Annotated in this window: 17 protein-coding genes; 8 read left to right on the top strand and 9 right to left on the bottom strand. The window is 65.9% G+C overall.

Going from position 1 to position 25870, the window contains the following annotated elements; genetic code table 11:
* Nucleotides 1-16: 16 nt before the first annotated feature.
* From BSF38_RS10260 to BSF38_RS10245, 4 genes are read right to left on the bottom strand one after another with little or no spacing between them, the layout of a single operon-like run.
* On the bottom strand, nt 17-403 hold the full coding sequence (locus tag BSF38_RS10260) for a biotin/lipoyl-containing protein (RefSeq protein ID WP_076345321.1): 387 nt from the start codon (nt 401-403) through the stop codon (nt 17-19).
* 2 nt (nt 404-405) lie between these two features.
* The gene (locus BSF38_RS10255; protein ID WP_076345319.1) at nt 406-741 is read right to left on the bottom strand and encodes a hypothetical protein; all 336 of its coding nucleotides are present in this window, start codon (nt 739-741) and stop codon (nt 406-408) included.
* Between the two features lie 14 nt (nt 742-755).
* Nucleotides 756-2315 (bottom strand): acyl-CoA carboxylase subunit beta, encoded by a 1560-nt coding sequence (locus BSF38_RS10250; protein WP_076345317.1) that lies wholly within the window; start codon nt 2313-2315, stop codon nt 756-758.
* Nucleotides 2316-2337: 22 nt separating this feature from the next.
* Nucleotides 2338-3849 (bottom strand): methylmalonyl-CoA carboxytransferase subunit 5S, encoded by a 1512-nt coding sequence (locus tag BSF38_RS10245; protein ID WP_076350734.1) that lies wholly within the window; start codon nt 3847-3849, stop codon nt 2338-2340.
* Between the two features lie 322 nt (nt 3850-4171).
* Between BSF38_RS10245 and BSF38_RS10240 the strand changes: the two genes are divergently transcribed.
* Nucleotides 4172-4570: an acyl-CoA thioesterase gene (locus BSF38_RS10240; RefSeq protein ID WP_076345315.1), complete on the top strand. Its 399-nt coding sequence runs from the start codon at nt 4172-4174 to the stop codon at nt 4568-4570.
* Nucleotides 4571-4597: 27 nt separating this feature from the next.
* Here the strand turns inward: BSF38_RS10240 and glpX are convergent, their stop codons facing one another.
* Together glpX and BSF38_RS10230 are read right to left on the bottom strand one after the other, a co-directional pair.
* Nucleotides 4598-5671, bottom strand: a complete 1074-nt coding sequence (gene glpX, locus BSF38_RS10235; RefSeq protein ID WP_083712850.1) for a class II fructose-bisphosphatase — start codon at nt 5669-5671, stop codon at nt 4598-4600.
* Between the two features lie 26 nt (nt 5672-5697).
* Entirely contained in the window at nt 5698-6513 is an 816-nt protein-coding gene (locus BSF38_RS10230) for an SDR family oxidoreductase (RefSeq protein WP_076345311.1), read from the bottom strand.
* A 562-nt stretch (nt 6514-7075) separates the two neighbouring features.
* Here BSF38_RS10230 and scpA point away from each other — a divergent pair.
* Nucleotides 7076-9232, top strand: a complete 2157-nt coding sequence (scpA, locus tag BSF38_RS10225; protein ID WP_237170826.1) for a methylmalonyl-CoA mutase — start codon at nt 7076-7078, stop codon at nt 9230-9232.
* A gap of 484 nt (nt 9233-9716) precedes the next feature.
* Here the strand turns inward: scpA and BSF38_RS10220 are convergent, their stop codons facing one another.
* A complete protein-coding gene (locus tag BSF38_RS10220; protein ID WP_076345307.1) occupies nt 9717-14924 on the bottom strand; it encodes a N,N-dimethylformamidase beta subunit family domain-containing protein in 5208 nt (1735 codons plus the stop codon).
* A 559-nt stretch (nt 14925-15483) separates the two neighbouring features.
* Here BSF38_RS10220 and meaB point away from each other — a divergent pair.
* The 3 genes from meaB to BSF38_RS10205 are packed head-to-tail and all read left to right on the top strand — an operon-like array spanning nt 15484 to nt 20050.
* Nucleotides 15484-16500: a methylmalonyl Co-A mutase-associated GTPase MeaB gene (gene meaB, locus BSF38_RS10215; protein ID WP_076345305.1), complete on the top strand. Its 1017-nt coding sequence runs from the start codon at nt 15484-15486 to the stop codon at nt 16498-16500.
* A gap of 14 nt (nt 16501-16514) precedes the next feature.
* A complete protein-coding gene (locus tag BSF38_RS10210; protein ID WP_076345303.1) occupies nt 16515-18047 on the top strand; it encodes an acyl-CoA carboxylase subunit beta in 1533 nt (510 codons plus the stop codon).
* Between the two features lie 14 nt (nt 18048-18061).
* Entirely contained in the window at nt 18062-20050 is a 1989-nt protein-coding gene (locus BSF38_RS10205; RefSeq protein ID WP_076350733.1) for an acetyl-CoA carboxylase biotin carboxylase subunit, read from the top strand.
* A gap of 29 nt (nt 20051-20079) precedes the next feature.
* On the opposite strand, the gene BSF38_RS10200 is transcribed toward BSF38_RS10205, so the two are convergent.
* Nucleotides 20080-21264, bottom strand: coding sequence for a thiolase family protein (locus BSF38_RS10200; RefSeq protein WP_076350732.1), 1185 nt, complete (start codon nt 21262-21264; stop codon nt 20080-20082).
* 899 nt (nt 21265-22163) lie between these two features.
* Here BSF38_RS10200 and BSF38_RS31315 point away from each other — a divergent pair.
* From BSF38_RS31315 to BSF38_RS10185, 3 genes are all read left to right on the top strand, one after another.
* The gene (locus BSF38_RS31315) at nt 22164-22307 is read left to right on the top strand and encodes a hypothetical protein (protein WP_168189359.1); all 144 of its coding nucleotides are present in this window, start codon (nt 22164-22166) and stop codon (nt 22305-22307) included.
* Between the two features lie 141 nt (nt 22308-22448).
* Nucleotides 22449-22736, top strand: a complete 288-nt coding sequence (locus BSF38_RS10190; protein ID WP_076345299.1) for a hypothetical protein — start codon at nt 22449-22451, stop codon at nt 22734-22736.
* A 24-nt stretch (nt 22737-22760) separates the two neighbouring features.
* Nucleotides 22761-23699, top strand: a complete 939-nt coding sequence (locus tag BSF38_RS10185) for a hypothetical protein (protein ID WP_076345297.1) — start codon at nt 22761-22763, stop codon at nt 23697-23699.
* Nucleotides 23700-23732: 33 nt separating this feature from the next.
* Here the strand turns inward: BSF38_RS10185 and BSF38_RS10180 are convergent, their stop codons facing one another.
* Nucleotides 23733-25427 (bottom strand): hypothetical protein, encoded by a 1695-nt coding sequence (locus BSF38_RS10180; protein ID WP_076345295.1) that lies wholly within the window; start codon nt 25425-25427, stop codon nt 23733-23735.
* Nucleotides 25428-25870: the final 443 nt, after the last annotated feature.

Genomic DNA, 25870 nt, shown 5'->3' with positions numbered 1-25870 from the left:
TGGGAGGTTGCGAAGGTCATTCGAATTCGATCAAGACCCGCCCCTGCTGGACGGCGTCGCCCACGCCGACGTTGACCTTGGCGATCTTGCCGGCGACGGGGGCCGTGATGATCGTTTCCATCTTCATCGCTTCGAGGACGATCAGGACCTCGTTGGGCGCGATCTGCCGCCCGACCTCGACCTCGACCCGCGACACGGTGCCGGAGAATGGGCTGCGGCAGACTTTGGATTCGTCGGCGACCGTCTCGCCGCCGGTCGGAGGTGCGGCGGGCGCGGCGATGGGCGCCGCGGGGACGCGGACATGGCCGATCGGGGCCACGAAGCCGGGACGGGCGCGTTCCGGCTCGGAGACCTCGACGTCGACCTCGTAGAGTTTGCCGTCAACAGTGATCTTGAGTTTCAAGGCTAGCTCCTCGCCGTGTTCAGGGCGTGCGACGCCTGGATGGTGACCCGGCCTTGCTGGGCCCAGGCGGTGGAGCCGAGCACTTGAATCCGCCGGATGTGGGCTTTCTTGCCGAGGAACGCCGCGACCGCCGCGCCGAGGATCAGCACCAACTCGTCGCTCAGCGACTCGTCGGCGTAGGCCTTCGTCGTCGTCATCACTGCGGCTGGAGCATTTGCGGTCTTGGCGTGGGCGGAGGATTCGAGCGCGGCGACCCGTTCCCCCAGCTTCACCAGCTCGCTCTGGATCGAGGCCAGGGCCTTCAGGACGTCGGCCAGGCCGTTCGTCTCCGGTTTCATGGGTTTCGTCACCGTTAAAGGGGGATGAGGCCGTGCTTCTTGGGGGGCCGCTGCTCGCGCTTGGCGTGCAGGTATTCGAGCGCCTGCGCCAGGTGCTTGCGGGTGTCGGCCGGCTCGATGACGTCGTCGACCAGACGTCGGCCGGCGGCCGCGTACGGAGTTGAGAACGTCGACTTGTATTCTTGGATCAACTCGGCGCGTTTGGCGGCCTTGTCCGTCGCGGTCTCGACTTCCTTGCGGAAGACGATCTCGACGGCACCTTCGGCCCCCATCACGGCGACCTCGGCGGTCGGCCAGGCGAAGACGCGGTCGGCGCCCAGGTCTTTCGAGCCCATCGCCAGGTGCGCTCCGCCGTACGACTTGCGGAGGATCACCTGGATCTTGGGGACGGTGGTCGCCGAGTAGGCGAACAGCATCTTGGCCCCGTGGCGGATGATGCCGCCGTACTCCTGCTGGACGCCAGGAAGGAACCCGGGGACGTCCACGAAGGTGACGAGCGGGATGTTGAAGGCGTTGCAGAACCGGATGAACCGGCTCGCCTTGGTCGCGGCGTTGATGTCGATCGCGCCGGAGAGCACCTGGGGCTGGTTGGCGACGAACCCGACCGAGCGTCCCAGGATGCGTCCGAAGCCGACGACCATGTTCATGGCGTAGCCGGACTGGACTTCGAGGAAGTCGCCCTGGTCGACGACGGCGGCGATCACGTCGCGGACGTCGTAGCCCCGCTTGGGCTCGACCGGCACGATCGTGTTCAATTCGGGGTTGGGGTCGACGTCGCCGTCATTCTCGATCCGGGGCGCGTCTTCGAGGTTGTTCGACGGCAGGAAGCTGAGCAGGCGGCGGCAGGTGTGGACGGCGTCCTGATCGTCCTCGGCGATGAAGTGGGCGACGCCCGAGTGCGCCATGTGGGTCTCGGCCCCGCCGAGCGCCTCGGCGGTGATCTGCTCGCCGGTGACCTGCTTGATGACTTGCGGGCCGGTGATGAACATCTGGGCCTTGCGGGTCATGATCACGAAGTCGGTCAGGGCCGGCGAGTACGCGGCGCCCCCGGCGCACGGGCCGCAGATCAGCGAGATTTGCGGCACGGCCCCGGACAGCGAGACGTTCGTGAAAAACACCTTGCCGTAGCCCGAGAGCGAGTCGATCCCTTCCTGCACGCGGGCGCCGCCGGAGTCGTTGATGAAGACGAACGGCGTGCCGGTGTGCAGCGACAGCTCCATCGCCTCGGCGACCTTGAGCGAGTGAACCTCGCCGGCCGATCCTCCGAGCACGGTGAAATCCTGGCTGGCCAGGTGGACGAGCCGGCCGTCGACCGTCGCCGCGCCGGTGACGACGCCGTCGGCGGGGACCTCCTTGCCGAGCATGCCGAACTCGGTCTGGCGGTGGCGGGCGAACAAGCCGATCTCCTCGAAGCTGTCGGGGTCGACGAGGTCGTCGACTCGTTCGCGGGCGGTCCGCTTGCCGTCCTTCGTCTGCTTGGCGAGGCGGTCGGCGCCGCCCCCCGCCTTGAGCTGCTCGCGGCGGGCGCGAAGCTCGGCGACGAGTTGCTCCATCGTTTTGACTTCCGCGCTCATGATCTCATCATCCTCTCTTGGTTCAGGCCGGTTGGACGGTCACCTTGTGCGTCTTGTCTCCGAGTCGCACGTCGTAGGTGACGGGCCCCGTGATCGGACCTTTGCCGTCGTCGGCCGGCTTCGAGCCCGGGTTCTCCGGCGCGGTCGAGGCCGGCGCCGCGCCCTTGCAGGGGTCCTTGGGCCCCTCGGCCCGTTGCGCGAAGAACTTGGGGGCCACGTTAGGGAACATGGCGTACGTGAGCGTGTCTTCGTCCGCCCCCTCGTTGCCGGGGAGCGCCTTGGCCGCCTTGTCGAGCGCTTCCCATTCCGGCTTCAGCAGGTCTGCGGGCCGGATGGTGATCGACGGTTTCTTGGCGTGGTTCTCGGCGGCTGCGATGACGTCTGGGTTCCGTTCGGCGATCGTCTCGCCGTAGTAGCCGAGCATCAGGTCGGCGAACTCGCCGGTGAGGGTCTTGTACCGGCCCATCAAGACGTTGAACACGGCCTGGGTGCCGACGATCTGGCTCGACGGGGTCACGAGCGGCGGATAGCCGGCGTCCTTGCGGACCTTGGGAACCTCGGCGAGAACCTCCTTGAGCCGGTCGGCGGCTCCTTGCTGCTTGAGCTGGCTCTCCATGTTCGAGATCATTCCGCCGGGAATCTGGCTGTCGAAGATCTCGGTCTCGACGCCGACGATCTTCGACTCGAAATCCGCGTACCGAGGGCGGACCTGGGCGAAGTGGTCCTTGATCTTGAGCAGGCGGCTCTTGTCGAGCTTCGTGGTGTAGCCGGTCCCTTCGAGCATCTCGACGAGGGCCTCGGTGGGGTTCTGGCCGGGGCCCAGGCTGAGGGACGAGATCGACGTATCCACGATGTCGGCGCCGGCTTCGATGGCCTTCATCAGGCTCACGAGAGTCACGCCGGTGGTCGAGTGAACGTGGACGTGGACGATCGTATCTTCACCGCATTTCTCCTTGATGCCGCGGACGATGTCGAACGCGGGCTGGGGACGGAGCAGGGCGGCCATGTCCTTGATGCAGATCGAGGCCGAGCCCATCTCCTTGAGCCGCTGCGCCAGCTCGACGAACTTGTCGACGGTGTGCAGCGGCGAGGTCGTGTAGCAGATCGTCCCCTCGGCCCACTTGCCGGTGCGGCGGACGGCTTCCATGGCCCGCTTGAGGTTGCGCGGGTCGTTGAGCGCGTCGAAGACGCGGAAGACGTCCATGCCGTTCTCGGCCGACTTGTCGACGAAGCGGTCGACCACCGTGTCTTCATAATGGCGGTAGCCGAGCAGGTTCTGGCCCCGCAGCAGCATCTGGAGCCGCGAGTTGGGCATCAGCTTGCGAAACGTCCGCAGCCGTTCCCATGGGTCTTCGTTGAGGAACCGGATGCACGAATCATACGTGGCGCCCCCCCAGCACTCGACGCTCCAGTAGCCGGCCTGGTCGATGTCCTCGCAGGCGGGAATCATGTCTTCCATCGTCATGCGGGTCGCGAGCAGACTTTGATGGGCGTCGCGAAGGGCGAGCTCCGTGACTTCAACCAGGCGTGACATCGTGAGAAACTCCTTCGCGGGTGGATCGGTCGGCTCGGGGAAAGCCCTGGAATCCGTTTCGGGCCGAAGATTCGACGCGCCGGCGACGAACAGACCCTCCGCAAGCGTTCGGGCCTCGAACGTGACGCAACGTGTTGTCGAACGGCTGAAAGCTCGGTGAGAGGTGCGAGAGGCCGAGCCCAGGGCGACCATCATAGTCGAACGGTTCGATCTTGGCCAATCGCCCTTTCCCGCCGACTTTCGGGAAACTCGTGGTAGACTGCGACGGTCCGCTTCTCCCATCGGTTTTCTTCATCGTTTCGACCCGGAGCAACGGCCTATCATGGAGACGGTTCTCGAGGTCATCGTGCGTCCCACCGAGATCGACGTCAACGGACACGTGAACAACGCGAAGTTCGTTGAATATCTCGAATGGGGACGCGAGGAATGGTACGAGCGCAACGGCCTTCCTTACGACCGCCTGCAAGCGATGGGGGCGGCGACCGTGACGGTCAACGTCAACCTGAACTACCGCCGCGAGTGTCGCCAGGGCGAGCGACTGACGATCGTCACCCGTCCTGTGCGCCTGGGCCGGACGAGCTTCACGCTCGCTCAAGAAATCCGCAAGCCCGACGGCGCGGTCGCGGCCGACGCGACGGTCGTCCTGGTAACGATCGACCCGACGACCCGCAAGCCATGCGTCGTGCCCCCCGAGCTGGCCCGGGCGGTCGAGGCGTCGTGATGTCGGTTGATGAGCATTCATCGTGGTTCAGGTGTTCGACGCCTCGTTCAGGTCTTCGTCCAGGCGGAGGAGCGGCGGGACGAGGTGCGCGGGGCGGTCGCCCGACCAGCGGCCGCCGGTTGCTTCGGACGGAGCTTCCCAGCGGTGCTGGGCGGCGATCGTCCGGATCGTGCCCGACCGGGACCGCATGACGATCGATTCGGTCGTCGCCCCCTCGGCGCTGTAGCGGACGCCGCGAAGCAGCGAGCCGTCGGTGATCCCCGTGGCGGCGAAGAAGACGTTGTCCCCCTTGACCAGGTCGTCGGTGTGGAGGACCCGGTCGAGGTCGTAGCCGGCGTCGATCGCCGCTTGCCGCTCGGCCGCGTTGCGGGGATGGAGCCGGCCCTGGATCACCCCTCCCAGGCACTTGAGGGCCGCCGCGGCGATCACCCCCTCGGGGGTGCCGCCGATTCCGTACAGTAGGTCGACGCCGGTGCCGCGGCGGGCGGCCGTGATCGCGCCGGCGACGTCGCCGTCGGTGATGAGGTGGACGCGAGCGCCCATGCCGCGCACCCGTTCAATGAACTCGTGATGACGTTCGCGATCGAGGATCATGACGGTCATGTCCCCGACATGCATGTTCCGCGCTTTCGCGAGGTTGCGGACGTTGTCCTCGATCGGCGCGGTGACGTCGAGGACGTGGCCGCCGTCGTGGCCGGCGATGAGCTTCTCCATGTAGAAGCACGGGCCGGGGTTGAACATGCTCCCCCGCTCGGCGACGGCGACGACCGCCACGGCGTTGGCCTCGCCGCGCGCGACGAGCCGGGTGCCGTCGATCGGATCGACGGCGACGTCGGTGCGGGGCTCGACTCCCGTGCCGAGGCGTTCGCCGTTGAACAGCATCGGCGCTTCGTCCTTCTCGCCCTCGCCGATCACCACGATCCCGTCGAACGGCATGCTGTTGAACAGCAGCCTCATGGCGTCGACGGCCGCCTTGTCGGCGGCGTTCTTATCGCCCCGGCCGACCCATCGGGCCGCCGCCAGCGCGGCGGCTTCGGTCGTCCGCACGAGGTCGAGCGCGAGGTTGTGGTCGGGGGTCACCTGGAGTCGTGGTCGCGACATCGTCGTTGTCCTTGATGGCTCGAAAGTCAAGCGGTCGGGTGCCAGCCGGCGTCGGCCCAGAGCTGGCCGCTGACAGCCGAGTTGCAGATCAGGAAGTAGATCGCGTCGGCGATCTCTTCCGGAGCGATCAGGCGTCGAAGCTGCGTGTAGGGAAGGATGTTCTTCTTGATGTACTCGTCGCCCAGGGCGCGAACCATCGGGGTGTCGGTGTAGCCGGGGTGGATCACCGCGCACCGGACGCCGTAGTAGATGGCTTCCTTGGCGAGCGTGGCCGCGACCCCTTCAAGCCCCGCCTTGGCGCCGGAGTAGGCGACCTGCCCGGTGTTGCCGTGCGACGAGACCGATCCGAGGAAGATGATCGTCCCCTGGATTCCTTCGTCCGGATTCCAGCTCGTCAGGCCGCGGCGGTGGCGGTCCTCGGCGATCCGGGCGATGGTCTCGAGCGCCCAGTACGACGGGGCGATCAGGTTGACCTCGGCGACCTCGCGGAACTTCTCGATCGGGTAGACGAGCGCCTTTCCGGTCGGCTTGTCCACCTTGACCGCGAGCTGGTCGCGACTGATCCCGGCGGCGGGGATGCAGATGCTCGGCACGCCGAACTTGTTGGCGATCAAATCGAAGGCGTGGGTGCGGAACGCCGCGTCGGTCACGTCGCCGATGACGGCCTCAGCGATCGGCCGCCCGAGGCGGTCGTTGATCGCCCGAGCCACGTTGATGACGCTGTCGCTGCTGTCGATCAATCCCAGGCCGCCGACGCCGCGCTGGGCCAGTTCGATCGCCACCGCCTGCCCGATGCCGCTGCCGGCGCCCGTGAGGACCGCCGTCTTATCCTTGATGATCATGACGAAACTCCCAATGGTCGCGAAGACCTCGGAACTCGATCCATGCAGTATCGCTGGACCGGGCGCGGGCCGAAAGAGGCTGGATTCCCCTCGCCTCGTGAAGGGCTCCGCCGCGCGTCCCGCTTGTGAAAATCCCTGGAAGAGTCTTTGAAGATCCGGCGCGGATTCCCCCGCGCCGTTCCACGCTCCGTCTCCTCAAACAGGATGAGGACGCCGCCTTGACGGCGGGCCGCGACATTCGACGTCGCTCGGAGGGCGCCGTCGGTCGGGCGACGGCGCGTCAGGGGAGAGTCGAAGACGGGCCGGCCGAAAATCGCCTGACCCAACGTCGTTTCCCTTCACTCATAGTGCCACACTCCCGGCCGGCGTCAAGAGCGCTGTGATTCAAATAATAATTGCATTATTTGATTCAAAAACTCGGGTGCCGGCCGGCCCCGCAAGGCGGCTTTCCTCGATGGTCGGCGGCCGGCGACTTAGGTATCGTGGGACTGGTGCAGGGGGATGATTCGGACGCACGACGCGTGTGACGCTCCGACGTCGACGCTAGGATGGGAGGATGACCATGAGCGAGTCATTGCCGAATTCTTCGAACCTGAGCGGCTGGGACAAGGCCGCGTCGAAGTTCGCGCCCGGAGGCAAGGTCGAGGGGCTGAACTGGAAGACGCCCGAGGGCGTCGACGTCAAGCCGCTGTACACGAAACGCGACCTGGAGGGGCTTGAATACGCCGACACGCTGCCGGGTTTCGAGCCTTTCCTTCGCGGGCCGCAGGCCACCATGTACGCGGTCCGCCCCTGGACGATCCGCCAGTACGCCGGGTTTTCGACCGCTGAGGAGTCGAACGCCTTCTACAAGCGGGCGCTGGCCGGCGGGGGGCAGGGCATCTCGGTGGCCTTCGACCTGGCCACGCACCGCGGCTACGATTCCGACCACCCCCGCGTTCAGGGCGACGTCGGCAAGGCGGGCGTGGCGATCGATTCGGTTGAGGATATGAAGATCCTCTTCGACGGCATCCCGCTCGACCGAGTGTCGGTGTCGATGACCATGAACGGCGCGGTGCTGCCGATCCTCGCCGGTTACATCGTCGCCGCCGAGGAGCAAGGGGTGACTCTGGACCAACTCTCCGGGACGATCCAGAACGACATCCTCAAGGAATTCATGGTCCGCAACACGTACATCTATCCGCCCGGGCCGTCGATGCGGATCGTCGCCGACATCATCGAGTACACGGCCCATCATATGCCGAAGTTCAACTCGATCTCGATCTCGGGCTACCACATGCAGGAGGCCGGCGCGACCCAGGCGCTGGAGCTGGCTCTGACCCTCGGCGACGGCAAGGAGTACGTGAAGACGGCGATCGAGAAGGGCCTCGACGTCGATGCGTTCGCCGGCCGCCTGAGCTTCTTCTTCGCCGTCGGCATGAACTTCTACCTCGAAGTCGCCAAGCTTCGCGCGGCGCGGCTGCTCTGGTGGCGGATCATGAAGGGATTCAACCCCAAGAATCCCAAGTCGATGATGCTGCGAACCCACTGCCAGACGTCTGGATGGTCGCTCACCGAGCAGGACCCGTACAACAACATCGTGCGGACGACCATCGAGGCGATGGCGGCGGTCTTCGGCGGCACGCAGTCGCTGCACACCAACGCCTTCGACGAGGCCATCGCGCTGCCGACCGACTTTTCGGCCCGGATCGCTCGCAATACCCAGATCCTCATTCAAGAAGAGACGCATATTTGCAACGTCGTCGACCCCTGGGCCGGCTCGTACATGATGGAGAAGCTCACTCAGGACCTCGCCGACAAGGCCTGGACAATCATCGAGGAAGTCGAGCAGCTCGGCGGCATGACTCGGGCCGTCGAATCGGGCTGGGCCAAGCTCAAGATCGAGGAGTGCGCCGCCGAGAAGCAGGCGCGGATCGACTCGAACCTGGACGTCATCGTCGGCGTCAACAAGTACCGGCTCGACCACGAGGACCCGATCGAGTTCCGCGACATCGACAACTCGGCGGTTCGCGACTCGCAGATCGCGCGGCTCAAGCAAGTACGCGAAAGCCGCGACGCCGGAGCGGTGCGGAAGGCTCTCGACGACCTGGCCGAAGTCGCCCACAAGGGGGAGGGCAACCTGCTCGACGCGGCGATCAAGGCGGTCCGGCTGCGGGCCACCGTGGGCGAGGTCTCCGACGCACTCGAAACGATGTGGGGGCGGTTTCGGGCGACCAACCAGGTGATCTCGGGCGTGTACGGAGCGGCGTTCGGCAAGGACCAGGAATGGCACGACTTGAAGCACGAGGTCGAGACGTTCGCCGAGGAGGAGGGCCGCCGCCCGCGCGTGATGATCGCCAAGCTCGGCCAGGACGGCCACGATCGCGGCGCGAAGGTCGTCGCGTCGGCCCTCGCAGATCTGGGCTTCGACATCGACGTCGGGCCGCTCTTTCAGACGCCCGAGGAGGCCGCCCGCCAGGCGATCGAGAACGACTGCCACGCGGTCGGCGTCTCGACCCTCGCCGCCGGCCACAAGACTCTGGTCCCCGCGCTCGTCAAGGCGCTCCGCGATCAGGGGGCCGACGACGTCGTCGTCTTCGTCGGCGGCGTGATCCCGGCCCAGGATTACGACTTCCTCTACGACGCTGGCGCCGTGGGGATCTTCGGGCCGGGCACGCCGATCCCCACGTGCGCCCACAAGATTCTCGAAGCCATCCGCAAGCACCGCGATTCCGCGTGATCAAGCGTCTTCCGTGAAACCGGTGGAATCCGGAAAAACCTCTCCGATCCTCCTTTCGAGCTCTCGATCCGCTGGTCGAGCAATTGGGTCCGTTCGCCCCAAGAACTACTCGGTCCACCGTTCGAGAGCGCTTCGCCCCGTTCCCCCCTGAACGACCGGACTCCTGCCCTCATTCCCCTTGGACCAAGAAATGGGGAGCAGGTCAATTCGCCGTATTTTGCATTACAATGTTAGGAGTGACCCTTCCCCCTGTCTTGTAAGGGGACAAGGGGATCTTCGCTGCCAGGGCGATCAGGACCGTCGCCATGCTCGTACTGACCTTGGAGGAACGGCCTGGAGCGAGAACGAAACTGGAACTCCCCGCCGAGGTGCCGATTGACACAGGTCCCGGAGCCACGATGAGGGTGGGGATGGGAGCCTGGGCTGCGAGGTTCCCTGGGCTTTGCTCCACCACCGGCACACGTCGTACCCCGACCGGCAGGGCCTAGGCCATCACATCCTCGCCTTCGTCGTCCTCCAATCCGAGTTTGTGCTCCAGCTCCTGGGCGACGACCGACAGGAGATCGACGCGATCGCGGGCGGGGCCTTGCGCGACGGTCCTAAATTCCGAGTCGTCGGCCGGGGCGGTATCGATGAACCAGCCGTAACCGGCCGCATCTTGATCGATTGTGACGACGCCCTGGCCGGCCATCCCCAGGAGGGGCCCGGCGAGGTCGGCGATCCGAACGTCGGCATGGAGCAGAGCGGCGAGGCTCTGGGGGGCGATGCCAGCCTCCCGCCATTGCGCAATGGCTTCGTCGACGATGGGGGCCAGTAACGGCTGTGTCAGCGGATCAGGACTCTGAACGGCACCGGCCGGGCCGCCGGCGACCACGAGGGCCTTGTTGCTGACTGCCGTGGCGATCGGGGCTGACATCGGCTGTGTGAGCGGTGCGGAACTCTGAACGATACTGGCCGAATCGTTGGCGGCCACGACGGCCGTGCTGACCTTCTGTTTCAGGACCGCGGAGGTGCTCGTCTTGAACGAGGCGTCGCCGCTGTAGACGGCCTTGATCGAGTGGGAGCCGACGGCGAGCGCGGCGGTTGCGAAGGTCGCCACCCCGCTGGCGTTGAGCGCGCCGACGCCCAGCGTCGTCGTGCCGTCCTTAAACGTCACGGTGCCGGTTGGCGAGCCGGCCCCCGGGGCATCGACCGCCACCGTCGCCGTGAACGTCACCGACTGGCCGGAAGTCGACGGGTTGGCCGAGGAGGCGAGCGTGGTCGTGGTCGCCGCCTTATTGACCACCTGCTTCAAGGCCGCGGAGGTGCTCGTCTTGAACGAGGCGTCGCCGCCGTAGACGGCCTTGATCGAGTGGGAGCCGACGGCGAGCGCGGCGGTTGCGAAGGTCGCCACCCCGCTGGCGTTGAGCGCGCCGACGCCCAGCGTCGTCGCGCCGTCCAGGAAGGTGACCTGGCCGGTGGGGACGCCGCCCCCCGACGTCGGTGCCACCGTCGCCGTGAGCATCACCGACTGGCCGAACGTCGACGGGGTGACCGAGGAGGCGAGCGTGGTCTTGGTCGCCGCCGTCGCCGCCTGGTTGACCACCTGGCTGAGGGCGGCCGAAGTGCTCGTCTGGAACGAGGCGTCGCCGCCGTAGACGGCGGTGATCGAGTGGGAGCCGGCGGCGAGCGCGGCGCTCGCGAAGGTCGCCACTCCGCTGGCGTTGAGCGTGCCGGCGCCCAGCGTCGTCGTGCCGTCCTTGAACGTCACGGTGCCGGTTGGCGAGCCGGCCCCCGGGGCGTTGACCGCCACCGTCGCCGTGAACGTCACCGACTGGCCGGAAGTCGACGGGTTGGCCGAGGAGGCGAGCGTGGTCGTGGTCGCCGCCTGGTTGACCACCTGGCTGAGGGCGGCCGAAGTGCTCGTCTGGAACGAGGCGTCGCCGCCGTAGACGGCGGTGATCGAGTGGGAGCCGGCGGCGAGCGCGGCGCTCGCGAAGGTCGCCACTCCGCTGGCGTTGAGCGTGCCGGCGCCCAGCGTCGTCGCGCCGTCCATGAAGGTGACCTGGCCGGTGGGGACGCCGCCCCCCGACGCGGGCGCCACCGTCGCCGTGAACGTCACCGACTGGCCGAACGTCGACGGGTTGGCCGAGGTGGCGAGCGTGGTCGTGGTCGCTGTCGTCGCCGCCTGGTTGACCACCTGGCTAAGTACGGTGGAAGTGCTCGTCAGGAACGAGGCGTCGCCGCCGTAGACCGCGGTGATCGAGTGGGAGCCGACAGCGAGCGCGGCAGTTGCGAAGGTCGCCACTCCGCTGGCGTTGAGCGTGCCGGCGCCCAACGTCGTCGCGCCGTCCATGAAGGTGACCTGGCCGGTGGGGACGCCGCCCCCCGACGTCGGCGCCACCGTCGCCGTGAACGTCACCGACTGGCCGGAAGTCGACGGGTTGGCCGAGGAGGCGAGCGTGGTCGTGGTCGCCGTCTGGGGCAGCGTCTGGCTGAAGACGACGTCGACCCAGTAGTTGTTCGAATTGAAGCTGCTCGTCGGGAAGGCGGCGGCTCCCGGAGAATAGACGCCATTGCCGCCGGCGACCCCGTTGGCGAGCGCGACGAGCGGCCCGTTGCTTACGCCGGCGCTGGCGAAGTAGTTGACGTCGACGGCATAGTCACCGGCGTCGGTGTGATACGACGCCACATAGGTGGTGTTGGCGGTGATCGCCACCGGCGAGCTGAAGTTGACCTGCTGCCAGCCCGTGGCCGTCTCGTTAACGAAGGTGGCCGTGGCCAGCAGCGTGCCAGTGCTGCTCCAGAGGTGGCCGACGTGCGTGCCGGTGTTGCCGCTCCCCTTATAGTACCGAATCCCGGTGATGTAGCCGCTGACGTTCGATTGGAACTTGACCCCCAGCTCGTAGGGGTTGGGGTCGGGGTACGACGCTACGGCGGGGGTCGTCGAGCTATTCCAGATGGAAACGTTGTTATACGACGTGGTGCCCGTGGACGTGGTGAACGACCAGGAGACCGGGGTCATGACGTCGCTGGAGGCGTCCGTGGCGCCGCTGACGGCCGCCGTGTAGGTGGTCGAGGCGGACAATGGACTACTGGGGGTCAGCGTGGCCGTCAGCGAGGCCGAGTTGTAGGAGAGGCTGGCCGGCACGGCGCCCCCCGGCCCGGTCAGCGTGAACACGATCGAACCGGCCGTCACCGGCTCGCTGAAGGTCGCCGTCACCGCGGATGCCAGGTCCACCCCGGTGGCGCCCGACGCGGGTGTTTGGCTCGTGACCGTGGGCGCGGCGCCGTTCACGATGCTGGTGGCGAAGACGACGTCGACGTAGTAGTTTTCCGAACGGTAGGAGTTCACGGGAAAAGTGCTCGTCGAGCTGTATTCATACAGTCCGTTGCCGCCGTCGGTCCCATCGGCGAGCGCATGAAGCGGGCCGTTCGAGGTTCCACCCTTGGCGAAGTAGAGGTCGTCCGAGGAATACTCGCCGACATTAGCGTGGTAGGACGCGACGTAGGTCGTATTGGCGGAGATACTCACCGGAGTGGAGAAGAGAACCTGCTGCCAGCCCGTTGACGACTCGTTGGTGAACGTGGCCTGGGCCAGCAGCGTCCCGGTCGACGTCCAAAGGCTGCCGACGTGCGTTCCGGTGTTGCCAGCTCCCTTGTAGAACCGCAACCCCTCAATGTAACCGTTGACGTCCGAGCGGAACTTGACTCCAAGTTCGACTGAGTTGGTGTCGGCTGTCGTGATGATGCCGGGGACGATCGAGTTGCTCCAGAGGGAAATCGGCCCCTGGACCGAGACGGTCGTCCCCGGCGCCGGCGTCTCGATGTTACCGCTGTCGTCGACCGCGCGGCTCTCGATCGTCGCATTGCCGTTCTGGTCCGGCGACCACGTGTAGGTCCAGCTCGATCGGCCGACGGCCGGGTGCCAGGTGGCTCCGCCATCGACCGAGACCTCGACCCCGGCCACCACCCCCCCTCCCGCGTCGGTCGCCGTACCCGTGATCGTCACGGTCGTCCCGCTCACGATGTTCGCGCCGCCGACCGGCGAAGTGATGATCGAGGTCGGGGGAGTGGCGTCGGTCGATTTCGACGCCGGGACCAGCCCGGGCTGGAGGGTCCCCGGCTGTACTCCCATGTCGGCCAGCAGGTTGACCGTCGCCTGTCGCATGCTCGGGTCGGGCGCGACGTCGCCAATGTTGTTATCGCCGTCGAGGCCCCACGACCACTGGATCGTCCCCGCGCTGAAGACCAGCGCCCCGCTCGGGGCGCGGTAGAGCGTGATGCTGTGGGTCGCGTCGCCAGGGCTGACCACGGTCCCCCAGGGAACCGAGACGTGGTATTGAGTGCTGAAGGACGTCGAGGACATGTCGATCAGACCTGCCGGGCGGAAGCCGTTGTCCACGTCCTCATCGACCTCGTAGCCCACCACGTACTGGCCCAGCGTGGCGACCTGACCCGGCGCGAGATTGGCGACGCTCGTGTTCCGCCAGAATCTCAGATTCCCGTCCGCCGCCGGGACGTTCAGGCTGACGCCGAGGTCGTTGGACGTGCGATCGTCCATATAGATCGTTCCGCTCATCGCGTTCTCGGGCTGGCCGCCGTCAGCCGGGGGACTGAAGCGATTGTCCCGCCACGTCCCGGTCCAGGTCCATGTGGGTGAGCTGTCCAGCGGGTCGAGCGGCGCGTTGTTTTGGGATTCCTTGTAGGTGACGAGCGTGCGGTACGGCGTCCCCGAGCCATCGATGCTGGTTTCCCACCGCGTCTTCCAGAAGGACTCGTTGCCGCTGAAAAAGGCCAGGTTGACCCCCGCGTCCCTCGCCGCTTCCACGTTGTCCCGCTGCGCGGCCGACCAGTACTCGTCATGGCCCACTGACATAAACACCTTGTGGGTCTGAATCAGGCTGCCGTAGCGGTCGCTGTCGACGTCGGTGAAGTAGCTGACGTCGTAGCCGTTGGCCTCCAGCCAGCGCACCATCGGGTACTCGGCATGGAGCGGCGAATTGTAATTGCCGTATCCGCCGGTGGTCGCGTCGATGGTCAAGGGACGGTTGTAACTGACCTTCACGGCGCGGTCGCTGGCCACCCCCGAACTCCCCTGGTACAGGCTGTTCCCTCCCCAGGTGTTGTAGGCCTGCCATGTGCTGTCGGACGTTTGGAACAGGATGTCCGAGCCCCCGGTATCGTCGCGGACGACGAAATAAATCATGCTCCCGTCACCCGTGTCGTCACGAGTCAACCGCGCCATGTAGATCCCCGAAGTCGCGTTCGCCGGGACCGCCCACGAGGCCGAAACGCTCCAGTTTCCGGCGTCGACGAGTCCAGTCGTGGGATCCGAGAGAGGCGCGGGTTGGACTTGCTCCACGATCTGCGACGCGGGGATGGTCGTCACCAATCGGGCGCCGTCCCCGGCGTAGTACCCCATCCGGTAGACGTCGATGTGATACGACGCCCCGGAGGAGTCGTTGATCTTGAAGGACTCCGTCTGGCCGTGATTGACGCTGATGTCGGTGGCGAAACCCTGCAACGACGTATCACCGGCGCCTTGGATCATCCAGACGCTCTCGGGGGTCCCGGGCAACTGGTTCTCGGCGACGATCGGGTTGACGGCCAGAAGGATCCGATCTTCCAGGAACTCCAGCCGAGGGTGGTTGGCACGGCCCTTGGGCCGAGACCGGGAATGCTTTCCAGGGGATCTGTCGAAGCGAGTCATGCCAGTATGTCCTTTGCGAAAAGATTGGCCCGAGGTCGGCCCCGACATGGAAGTCTGGGAAGTGGAGCCGACGTTTTCTCGCGAAGCGGATTCCCGAGTGGCAGAGTCCGCGAACCGTCCGGAGAGAGGTGCGTTCGTTCGTACGTCGGGGACGAGCCCGGACGCTCTCGACTCAGGTCGTCTTCCAGTCGTCGAATCCAGACAGGATTGGCTGCTTCGTCCCTCCGCATGATTGAGGGGAGAGCGATCGGTTTAGCTATCGCATCAGTGGATGCAAAGCATGATGATTGACTTGTTGGCCCCATAGTGACGCGCGAGTCGTCCAAAAAGCAAGGTGATTTTCTCAACAAAGCGGGGTTAATCTGAATGGACGAAATGACGAGAGAGGAAAGGGGGACGTGGGAAATGGGGAAAGGGGAATATAGGGGGACGGTGCTGACTGAAGTCGTGCTGACTGAGACACAAGGATTTTCTTCGACACGTCTCGAAAGTTTCCCGGGGGCGGGCTTTGTGACGCCCCCTGGCGTTTCCTCGCCTCACTGACCGATAATCCTTGACCATGGATCACGAACCCAAGACAAGCACAGTCGCCCTGGACCCGATTGACCAGGCGCTGGTGGACGGCGTACTGGACCGTCGGCCGCGCGCGTTGGCCAAGGCAATCACGCTGGTCGAGTCGACGCGGGCCGATCACGCGCGGCGGGCGTCGGGCGTGCTCGACGCGCTCTTACCGCACACGGGGCGATCGATCCGGCTGGGGATCAGCGGATCGCCGGGGGCGGGCAAGTCGACGTTCATCGAGGCGCTCGGCCTGGAGCTGATCCGCCAGGGAAGGCGCGTCGCCGTGCTGGCCGTCGATCCGTCCAGCACGATCTCGGGAGGCTCGATCCTGGGGGACAAGACCCGTATGGAGCGGCTGTCGGTCAGTCCCGACGCCTTCATCCGCCCCTCGCCGTCGCGCGGCTCGCTCGGGGGCGTCGGCGACAAGACGCGCGAGGCGATGCTGATCTGCGAGGCGTCGGGCTTCGACGTGGTGATCGTCGAGACGGTCGGCGTGGGGCAGTCGGAAACGACCGTCGCCGGCATGGTCGACGCCTTCGTGCTGATCCAGCTTCCCAACGCCGGCGATGACCTTCAGGCGATGAAGAAGGGGATCGTCGAGCTGGCCGATGTGATCGTCGTCAACAAGGCCGACATCGACCCGGCCGCCGCCGAGATCGGCCGCCGCCAGCTCGCCGGCGCGCTGTCGCTGCTTCACTCGTCGTCATCTCCCTGGAAGCCCGTCGTCGTGACGGCGAGCGCCTCCAAGGGCGACGGGATCGCCAAGTTCTGGACCGAGATTGAGCGGCACCACAAGCTGTTGACCGACACGGGCGAGCTGGCCGAGAAGCGACGTCGGCAGGCGGTCGAGTGGATGTGGAGCCTGATCGACGCCGGCCTTCGGTCGCGGTTCCGCAGCAACCCGCGCGTCCGCCGCGATCTCGATGCGCTCAGCCGGTCGGTCGCCCAGGGCGAGACCACGCCGAGCGCGGCGGCCTATCGACTTCTTGACCACGTCGAGTCGGCGAACCTCTGAGGGGTTTTGTTTCCATGCACGAGATCATTCGCCGGCTCGACGAGAAACGAGCGGCCGCGCGACTGGGCGGAGGACCGAGACGGATCGCCGCCCAGCACGCCAAGGGCAAGCTGACGGCTCGCGAGCGGCTTGAACTGCTGCTCGATCCCGGCTCGTTCGAAGAGTGGGATATGTTCAAGGAGCACCGCTGCGTCGACTTCGGGATGGGGGAACAGCTCATACCGGGCGATGGCGTGGTAACGGGCTACGGGACCATCAACGGCCGCTTGACGTTCGTCTTCAGCCAGGACTTCACCGTCTTCGGCGGGTCGCTCTCCGAGTCGCACGCCGAGAAGATCTGCAAGGTCATGGACCAGGCGATGAAGGTCGGTGCTCCGATCATCGGGCTCAACGATTCGGGAGGCGCGCGGATCCAGGAAGGGGTCGCGTCGCTGGGGGGCTATGCCGACGTCTTTCAGCGCAACGTAATCGCCTCGGGCGTGGTGCCGCAGATCTCGGTCGTGATGGGGCCGTGCGCGGGGGGCGCGGTGTACTCGCCGGCGATGACCGACTTCATCTTCATGGTCAAAGACTCGTCGTACATGTTCGTGACCGGCCCGGAGGTCGTGAAGACGGTCACGCACGAGGAGGTGACCGCCGAGGAGCTTGGCGGCGCTTCGACGCATACGATCCGCTCGGGCGTGGCCGACTTGGCGTTCGAGAACGACGTCGAGGCGCTGTTGATGACGCGCCGGCTTTTTATGTTCATCCCTTCGAGCAACCGGGAGAAGCCTCCCGTCGTGCCGACGGAAGACCCGGTCGACCGCGTCGAACCCTCGCTCGACTCGCTCGCGCCCAACGATCCGAATACGCCGTACGACGTCAAGGAGCTGCTCGTCAAGGTCGTCGACGAGTCGGACTTCTTCGAGCTGATGCCCGACCACGCCCGCAACATCGTGATCGGCTTCGGCCGGATCGGCGGCCGGAGCGTGGGGTTCGTGGCCAATCAACCGCTCGTGCTGGCCGGCTGCCTCGACATCAAGAGCGCGATCAAGGCCGCGCGGTTCGTCCGCTTCTGCGACGCCTTCGGCATCCCCGTCGTCACGTTCGTCGACGTCCCCGGGTTCCTGCCGGGAGTCGCCCAGGAGTACGGGGGGATCATCAAGCACGGGGCCAAGCTGCTTTATGCGTACGCGGAATGCACCGTCCCCAAGGTCACGGTCATCACCCGCAAGGCGTACGGCGGCGCGTACGACGTGATGGCGTCGAAGCACCTGCGCGGCGACGTAAACTTCGCCTGGCCCTCGGCCGAGATCGCCGTGATGGGGCCGAAGGGCGCCGTCGAGATCATCTTCCGCGACGAGAAGGGGGACCCGGCCAAGCTCATCGAGCGCGAGCGCGCGTATCGCGAGAAGTTCGCCAACCCGTTCATTGCAGGGCATCGCGGCTTCATCGACGATGTGATCATGCCGAGCGAGACTCGCAGGAGGATTGCGCGGTCGCTGGAGATGCTTCGCAATAAGAAGCTGGAGAATCCCTGGCGCAAGCACGGCAACATCCCCTTATGAGCGCCGAGACCCGCTTGTTTCAGAAAATCCTGATCGCGAATCGCGGCGAGATCGCCTGCCGGATCGTGCGGACCGTGCGCGCGATGGGCATCAAGACCGTCGCCGTGTACTCCGAGGCCGACAAGGACGCGCTCCACGTCGATCTTGCCGACGAGGCCGTTGCGATCGGTCCCGCACCGGCCCGGCAGTCGTATCTGAACATCGACGCCGTGATCGCCGCCTGCAAGCTTACCGGGGCCGAGGCCGTCCACCCCGGCTACGGCTTCCTGTCGGAGAACGAGGCGTTCGCCCGGCGGCTCGCGGCCGAGGGGATCGTCTTCATCGGCCCGCAGCCCGACGCGATCGCGGCGATGGGCGACAAGATCGCCTCGAAGCGACTGGCGCGCGAGGCCGGCGTCAACGTGATTCCCGGTCATGACGAGCCGATCGCCTCGGCCCGCCAGGCGGTCGACATTGCGCGCGAAGTCGGCTATCCGGTGATGATCAAGGCGTCGGCCGGCGGCGGCGGCAAGGGGCTGCGCGTGGCGCATAACGACGCCGAGGCCGCCGAGGGGTTCGACTCCTGCCGGGCCGAAGCCGCTTCCGCCTTCGGCGACGATCGCGTTTTCCTCGAAAAGTACATCGCGAGCCCGCGCCATATCGAGATCCAGGTCCTTGGCGACGCGCACGGCCACGTCGTCTCGCTCTGGGAGCGCGAGTGCTCGTTGCAGCGGAGGCATCAAAAGGTCGTCGAGGAATCCCCCTCGCCGTTCCTCGACGAACCCACGCGGCAGGCGATGAGCGAGCAGGCCGTCGCGCTGGCGAAAGCCGTCGCGTACCAGTCGGCCGGGACCGTCGAGTTCGTCGTCGGCGCGGATCGGAGCTTCTATTTTCTGGAGATGAACACGAGGCTTCAGGTCGAACATCCGGTCACCGAGATGATCACCGGGCTCGACCTGGTCGAGCAGATGATCCGCGTCGCGGCGGGCGAGAAGCTCGGGTTTACGCAGGAACAAGTGCGCCGCGATGGATGGGCGATCGAGTGCCGGATCAACGCCGAGAACCCGTTCCGCAACTTCCTGCCGTCGACCGGCCGGCTGGTGCGGTATCGTCCGCCTGACGCCGAGCCCGGCGCGGTGCGTATCGACACGGGCGTGGTGGAGGGGGACGAGATCTCGATCCACTACGACTCGATGATCGCCAAGCTGATCACCCACGGCCGGACCCGGAACGAGGCGATCGGCCGGATGCACGAGGCTCTCGACGCGTTCGTGATCCGGGGCGTCGTCTCGAACCTCGCGTTCCAGGCGGCCCTGACGCGCAACCCTCGGTTCGTCGCCGGCGAGATCGACACCGGGCTGATCGCCGAGGACTACTCTGACGGCTTCCGACCGTCGAGCCTTATCCATGACGATCCGCTTTTGCTGGCGGCCGTCGCCGCCTACGCCCGGCGACGTTATATCGAGCGTGCCTCGGCCGTGAGCGGTCAGCTCGAAGGCCACTCGCGAAAGGTCGACGATGACTGGGTCGTCCTCACGGACGACGCTCGATACAAACTTGTCGTCGTCCTCGAAGCCGGCGGCTGCGCGATCGTCCACGGCGGCTCGCGTCATCAGTTGCGAACCGACTGGAAGCTCGGCGACTTGCTCCTTCGCGGCGTCTGGAACGGCCGCGAGATCTGCGTGCAGGTCGAGCGGATCGGTCTGAAGTACCGCGTCCTCCACCGGGGAACGCAGTTCGACGCGTTCGTCATGACGACCCGAGCGGCCGAGCTGCTGGCCCTGATGCCCCGGAAGCCCGCGCCGGATCTCTCCAAATTCCTTCTTTCCCCTATGCCTGGCCTGCTGGCCGAACTGAGCGTCCAGGTCGGCAAGGAAGTCCACACCGGCGAAACGCTCGCGGTCATTGAGGCCATGAAGATGCGGAACATCCTCAAAGCCGACCACGACCGCATCGTCGCCGAACTCCTCGCCGAGCCCGGCGCCAGCCTCGCCGTCGACCAGCCGATCCTGCGGTTCGAGTGAAGGAGCTTGCAGTCAATGGGTAGTTCGGCTTAAACGATCCGCTCGACGGCCATAGCGATTCCCTCGCCGCCGCCGACGCACAGGGCGGCGACGCCGCGACGGCCGCCGGTTCGTTCGAGGCCGTGGATCAAGGTGACGAGCAGCCGCGCGCCGCTGCTGCCGATCGGGTGGCCCAGCGCGATGGCGCCGCCGAAGACGTTCGTCCGGTCGGAGGGCAGGCCGGTCTGGTCGGCCACGGCTAGGGCGACGACGGCGAACGCCTCATTGACTTCAAAGAGGTCGACGTCATCGACCTTCCAGCCGATCCTTTCGAGCAGCTTTTTGAGGGCGCCGACGGGCGCGGTGGTGAACCGCTCGGGCTCCTGGCTGTGGATCGCCGCGCCGACGATCCGGGCGACGGGTTTCAGGCCGAACGCGTTACAGGTCTCCATCGTCGAGACCATGAGCGCCGCGGCGCCGTCGTTGAGGCTTGATGCGTTGCCGGCCGTGACCGTGCCGTCGTCGCCGAACGCGGGACGGAGGCTGAGCAGCTTGGCCTCGTTGAACTTGCCCGGTCCTTCGTCCTCGCCGACGATCGTCGTCTTGCCCCGGACGGTGACCGACACGGGGACGATTTCGTTGGCGAACGCCTTCTCGGCGAGAGCCTTGCGGGCGCGAGTGTGGCTCAGGACGGCGTAAGCGTCTTGCCGCTCGCGGTCGAGGCCGCATTCGCGGGCGCATGCGTCGGCGAAATGGCCCATCGGCTTGTTGGCGTAGGCGTCGGTCAGGCCGTCGAACATCATCGAGTCGACGATCTCGCCGTTCCCCAGTCGGAAGCCTTCGCGAGCCTTGGGCAGAAGGTAGGGCGCCCGGCTCATGCTCTCCATCCCGCCGGCGATGATCAGCCGGGCGTCGCCCGCCCGGAGGATCTGGTCGGCCAGCATCACCGCGCGCATCCCCGAGGCGCAGGCTTCGTTGATCGTCGCCGCGTGGACGCTCGTCGGCAAGCCGCTGAGGATCGCCGCCTGCCGCGCGGGGTTCATCCCCTGGCCGGCCGCGATGCAGCTTCCCATGAGCACCTCGTCGATCCGTTCCGGCGGCGCTCCCGTCCGCTCGACCAGCGCCCGCACGCAGGCGGCCCCCAGTTGCGGCGCGGGGACGGCCGACAGCCCTCCCAGAAAAGCACCGATCGGCGTCCGGACGCCCGCCACGATCACCGACTGATCGTTCGCCATCATCGTGATCCTCAATCCCATCGCGATCGTCCCGCGCGGCGTCGACCGTCGCACGATCGACCGACGCATCATCTCAATTATACTCGGGTTGAGACGATGATCCGCATTCTCACGGCGCGCGGGCCAGCCGGGATTCACGGAATCTTAGCCCGATCTACTCGATCGAAGGCCCGTTCTTCGTTAACTAAGATTCCATTTGAAAGATTGGTGAACCCTGTGCATTCCGGTCCACTATGTCGTATATTACTCGGAGATCGGCCAGGGGGGTGGATGAGATGCTTAATTAGGATATGGACGTCGAGCGTTCGCACGGCACGGGAGCCCGTCATGATTCTCTATAAGGTGGGATTGCACTCAGGCGGTGCCGCGGTGACGAGCAAGGTTGACAACGTCCGAACATTTCTCAATTGCGAGCCGGCGGGTCGTTACGAGATTGAGGCCTTGACCCGTCGATCGCTGTGGTTGGCCTCTCGGTCCTCGCGGCAGTGGGGATTCGCGATCAAGAACGACGACGGCAGCGTCGAGCTTCAGCTCGCCGACGGGTCGAGGCACCCCGGCTCCCGCTTGCCGAACTGAGCCGAGGATTCCTCGCCGCGCAGGGTAGGGAATCGAGTCTCCGCATTGACACGCACACCGACTCACTTCGTCCGCTGGTTGGGTGCTTGCGATCGACCTCGCTCTCGATTAAGTTCGGCTCATTAACGCTTCCGCGCTGGTTGGCCTTGAATCGCGACGATTCCAGGCGCAATTCCCGCTGGAGGATGAGCACATGACGCCGGACGATTCGAATCGGCGAGTCCATCCCTGTCAGGTCGAAAGCACTGCCCGACCTGCCGGCGGCCGTCCGCGCGAAGCTCGGCGGCCGGTCGATGAACCAGGGACGATCGAAGCGATGACCGATGCGGGGCAAGGCGGGCGTCGACGCGGGCGAGCCGTCCTGGGGCGTCCTGACCCATCTGGCCCGCGAAGCCCGCTTCATCCATGTCTGGCGAAGGTTGCTCTTCATGGCCTACAAATGGGCTGTGGCCGTCGATGAATCCTGAGAGCAGGCCCAACCCTGGGTCGCTCATCATCGCTTTCGCCCGTATCTCGACAGCGTCGCCGAGCCGCGAAACGGACTCCAACTGTTCGTCGGGTTCGCCGAGCATCTCGACCTTAACGATATCGAACTCAGCCAGCGCGCCATGACCGACGCTGTCAGGGCGCTCGGGTGCCCGCGCGCGGACGCCGGCAGGCATGCAAGCGTCCAGCACACCACCAAAACCGTCCGCGACTTCAGCGCGATCCTCTCGGGGGTGGGCTCCAACCATCTGAAGTACGCCCGCGTCCTTCACCAAATCAGCCCGAGCTCGCCGTTCGCGATGGCGGGCCTCTTGGAGTATGATTGGGACAGGTCGAAGGGGGACGCCGCGTCGTGGCGAGAGAAGTCCAAGGATGCTCCCGCCGTCCTCGGCGCGCTGGGGAAGAGGTAAAGTGAGATTAAGCAGTACAAGAAAGTGGAAGACTGCCTGACCCGCTACATCGCGGCTTCCCCCGACCGCTGGGCGTACCAATGGCTCGCCGGCTGCTACCACGCGGAAGGGGACGAAGTCCGCTGGAAGTCGACGCTCGACGAATTCCTCACCAAGACTGAGGACGCCGGTCTCGACCACGCCAGGGTCCGTGTCCAACTCGCGAATGCGTTCATCGCGAAGGAACAATGGGCCGAAGCGAAGGCGTACGCCGAAGCCGCCGCCCAAACCTGGGCGGGCTGGTCGATGCTCTGCGCCGCGAAGGCCAACGAGGGGCTTCACGACTGGGACCGGGCCGAGTACTGGTACACTCAGGCCGCCGAACGCTATCCCTCCTCCGCGTGGCAGGATCTGTTCCTGTTCCGCCAGAGGATTCAGTGCGTCAGGCCCGGTTCGGAGCCTGACGACGCCAAGGCCCGGCTCAACGCCCTCGCCGCTGCGCCGGCGTCGATCCAGTCCGGGGAATCCGGCTACATCTACTGGCTGAACGACTCGCCGCGGAAGGCGCTTGAGGCCCTGGAAGCCGCGTACCAGGCCGCCCCTCGGGTGAATCTCGCGACGGCTATCATGCTCGTCGCCGACGAACTGGGCGACGCCGCGCGTCGGGATTCGGCCCGGGAGGACCTCTGCTCCAAACTCAAGGATCAGGCCCCCAAGACCTGCGCTATTTGCCAGTTGATCTGCGACTCGCTCGCCGCCGAAACGAGGACGCCGCTCGACCTCGCGCCCGTGGACAAGATCCTGGATACGATCCAAGCGGACGCCCGGGGGAACGCCGAGTTCATCGTCGGCAGGTTCCTGCTCAACCGCGGCCGGACCGACGACGCGCGGAAATACCTTCAGCGCTGCGCCGACTCGGCGAATGGGTCTCGATGGACCCGAACTATGGCCGCGAAGCTGGTCCGCGCGCCCGACAAAAGGTGAAACCGTCGGCTTACGAACCGTCCGGTCGCCGATTCACTTCGCGTCGCCGCGCGGCTCCAGCAGGCCGGAGAGCCAGTGCATGATGTTGAGGGCCAGTTGGCGATTGTCCAGGCCCTTCACGTTCATCCCGAACCGCTCGTTTCCGATGAGCTGCGCCGACATCTCGGCCGCCTCGCCCAGGACGACGACTCGGCCCTTGCCGAAGGCGAACGCCACGCCTTGCGCCCGGCCGGCCGCGGATTTCGGCTTCTCATCGACGCCTTCGTCGACCGCAGTATCGGCGAGCTTGAGGATGGCGACGCTCCCAACCGGTCCCTTCAGCGACTGACCGGTGAACGTCTGGACGCGGTTGATCCGCTCGGAATCGTCCCGTCCCCTCGTGATCGGGTGATCGCCCAGGAGGTTGTTCTTGCGGGTGAAGACCAGACTCGTCTCGCCCCCTTCCGAGTTCTCGGGGTCGGATGTGAAACCCTTGCTCATATCGACCTCGAAGCGCTTGGCGAGCGACTCGGCCGCCGAGCCGAACGGAGCGTGATCGGTGATCAAGAGCAACGAGCCGCCGGCCTGGACCCAATCGTGGACGACGTCGATTTCGGCCTTGGTAAAAGCCGAGTCCGACGCGCCGGGACTTCCCATGCCGGCAGCCCCCAGGGCGTTGGCGATGATCAGAACGTTCCCCGTCGAGAGCCGCTCCGCAGTGAACTTGTCCTTGCTGGGTGTAATCTTGTAACCGTCGTTGGCGACGAGCTCCGCGAACGGCTTGTATCGTCCGCCGGCTGCATGGAAATTGTTGTGGGCCTCGTCGAACAGAACGCGAGGATGCTTCGACGTGTAAGCCGGCCGGGCGACCTTGGTGTCGAAGTCCGGGTCGGCGCGCTGGCCGCCGCCGCTATTGCCATCGTCGCCGCCGCCGACGTTCAGGGTGCTGACCACGATCTCGGCGTCCTCCGCCGTTGCGTCCTCATGTGAACGCAGCTTGGACAGGTCGAACGGCGCGCCGACCATCTCGTGGTAGGCCTTGCGCTGGGATTCGGTCAGAACGTCCTCGATCCGCCGCACGACGTTGGTCCAGGCATTTCGGGCGGCTTCGCGCGTCGTGCGTTTGGTCGCCTTGAATTCCGGGCTCTCGACGAACCGACGGATCGACTCGCGCGTCGGCGCGCTCGCCTTGGAATCGATGAGGATGGGGACGGCGGCCGCCTTCTTGATCTCCCTGGTCCCCTCTTCGGCGATCGTTTGCGTCCGACGGATCTGGTCGTCGGTCAGCTTGAGGCGCTTCGCCAGATCGGGGTCGACCAGAGCCATCTGAGCAGACCCGGCCCCGTTGAAGGCCAGCGGACCCTGCGCTTGGAGCTGAATTTGATCCAGGCGCTCGCGCTGGCTCGGCTCCAAGTTTTCGCGGAGCGCCGCCTCGAGCTCCTTCATGAGCGCCTCGCGAAACTCCATGCTCTTTCGCCGCGACGTGAGCTCGCGTCTTGCCGTTTGCATCTTCTTGAGACGCTGATTCACCGTGGTTTCCACCTCCTTCTTCTGGGAGTCGGTCAGCTTCAACTCTTCCTGGACGGCCGGTAGGGTGAGGAGGACCTGGCGGAACGCAGGCCTCGGCATGACCCCGAAGTCTGTCAACTGATACGAGGAGGGTGGGGGAGCGTCTGGTGGCTTCTGAGCCCGAACCGCCGGAGCGACGACCGAACCGACGACGAATGTGATCGCGATCAAGATTCTCATGTGACGCCCCTTCGAACCAGGGATCGGACGACCTTCGAGTAACCGTTGACACGCTCCCGTCTATGACGAGTGTCTGAATTGTGTTCTCGCTTCGCAAGAGGTGACTTGTGAGACGAGGAACCGGGCCGATCGTCGACGGTCGATCAGGCGGCCTTCTGCCAGAAAGGACGACGTGACGCGAAGAGCACTGTTACGATGTCGAATTGCATGCTGTGAATTTGATGTGGGTTGCGCACAAGTACGGACGACATGTCATTACGACAAGGGCTTCCGCTCCCGCCGGGAATCCCGCGAGGGGCCGCCATCGATCGTGTCATCGCATGTGCCGCCCGCCCAGTCGACCGTAGGGGTTCCGAGCTCGTCTTCGCGCCTCTTCCTCGATCCGCTTCGGAGCTCGTCCGCCCGTATCTCCGCGCCGTCGCGGCCAGGGAGAGGCAGATCTG

Origin of the sequence: Paludisphaera borealis (genome assembly GCF_001956985.1) — a bacterium.
GTDB lineage: Bacteria > Planctomycetota > Planctomycetia > Isosphaerales > Isosphaeraceae > Paludisphaera > Paludisphaera borealis.
Note: the sequence above shows the minus strand (reverse complement) of the source record. Positions and strands in the feature narration are given on the sequence as shown.

Excerpts from the sequence above, each read along its gene's own strand:
- BSF38_RS10255 (WP_076345319.1), bottom strand. The coding sequence starts at position 741 with ATGAAACCGGAGACGAACGGCCTGGCCGACGTCCTGAAGGCCCTGGCC.
- BSF38_RS10250 (WP_076345317.1), bottom strand. The coding sequence starts at position 2,315 with ATGAGCGCGGAAGTCAAAACGATGGAGCAACTCGTCGCCGAGCTTCGC.
- BSF38_RS10245 (WP_076350734.1), bottom strand. The coding sequence starts at position 3,849 with ATGTCACGCCTGGTTGAAGTCACGGAGCTCGCCCTTCGCGACGCCCAT.
- BSF38_RS10240 (WP_076345315.1), top strand. The coding sequence starts at position 4,172 with ATGGAGACGGTTCTCGAGGTCATCGTGCGTCCCACCGAGATCGACGTC.
- glpX (WP_083712850.1), bottom strand. The coding sequence starts at position 5,671 with ATGTCGCGACCACGACTCCAGGTGACCCCCGACCACAACCTCGCGCTC.
- BSF38_RS10230 (WP_076345311.1), bottom strand. The coding sequence starts at position 6,513 with ATGATCATCAAGGATAAGACGGCGGTCCTCACGGGCGCCGGCAGCGGC.
- scpA (WP_237170826.1), top strand. The coding sequence starts at position 7,076 with ATGAGCGAGTCATTGCCGAATTCTTCGAACCTGAGCGGCTGGGACAAG.
- BSF38_RS10220 (WP_076345307.1), bottom strand. The coding sequence starts at position 14,924 with ATGACTCGCTTCGACAGATCCCCTGGAAAGCATTCCCGGTCTCGGCCC.
- meaB (WP_076345305.1), top strand. The coding sequence starts at position 15,484 with ATGGATCACGAACCCAAGACAAGCACAGTCGCCCTGGACCCGATTGAC.
- BSF38_RS10210 (WP_076345303.1), top strand. The coding sequence starts at position 16,515 with ATGCACGAGATCATTCGCCGGCTCGACGAGAAACGAGCGGCCGCGCGA.
- BSF38_RS10200 (WP_076350732.1), bottom strand. The coding sequence starts at position 21,264 with ATGGCGAACGATCAGTCGGTGATCGTGGCGGGCGTCCGGACGCCGATC.
- BSF38_RS31315 (WP_168189359.1), top strand. The coding sequence starts at position 22,164 with ATGCGGGGCAAGGCGGGCGTCGACGCGGGCGAGCCGTCCTGGGGCGTC.
- BSF38_RS10190 (WP_076345299.1), top strand. The coding sequence starts at position 22,449 with ATGACCGACGCTGTCAGGGCGCTCGGGTGCCCGCGCGCGGACGCCGGC.
- BSF38_RS10180 (WP_076345295.1), bottom strand. The coding sequence starts at position 25,427 with ATGAGAATCTTGATCGCGATCACATTCGTCGTCGGTTCGGTCGTCGCT.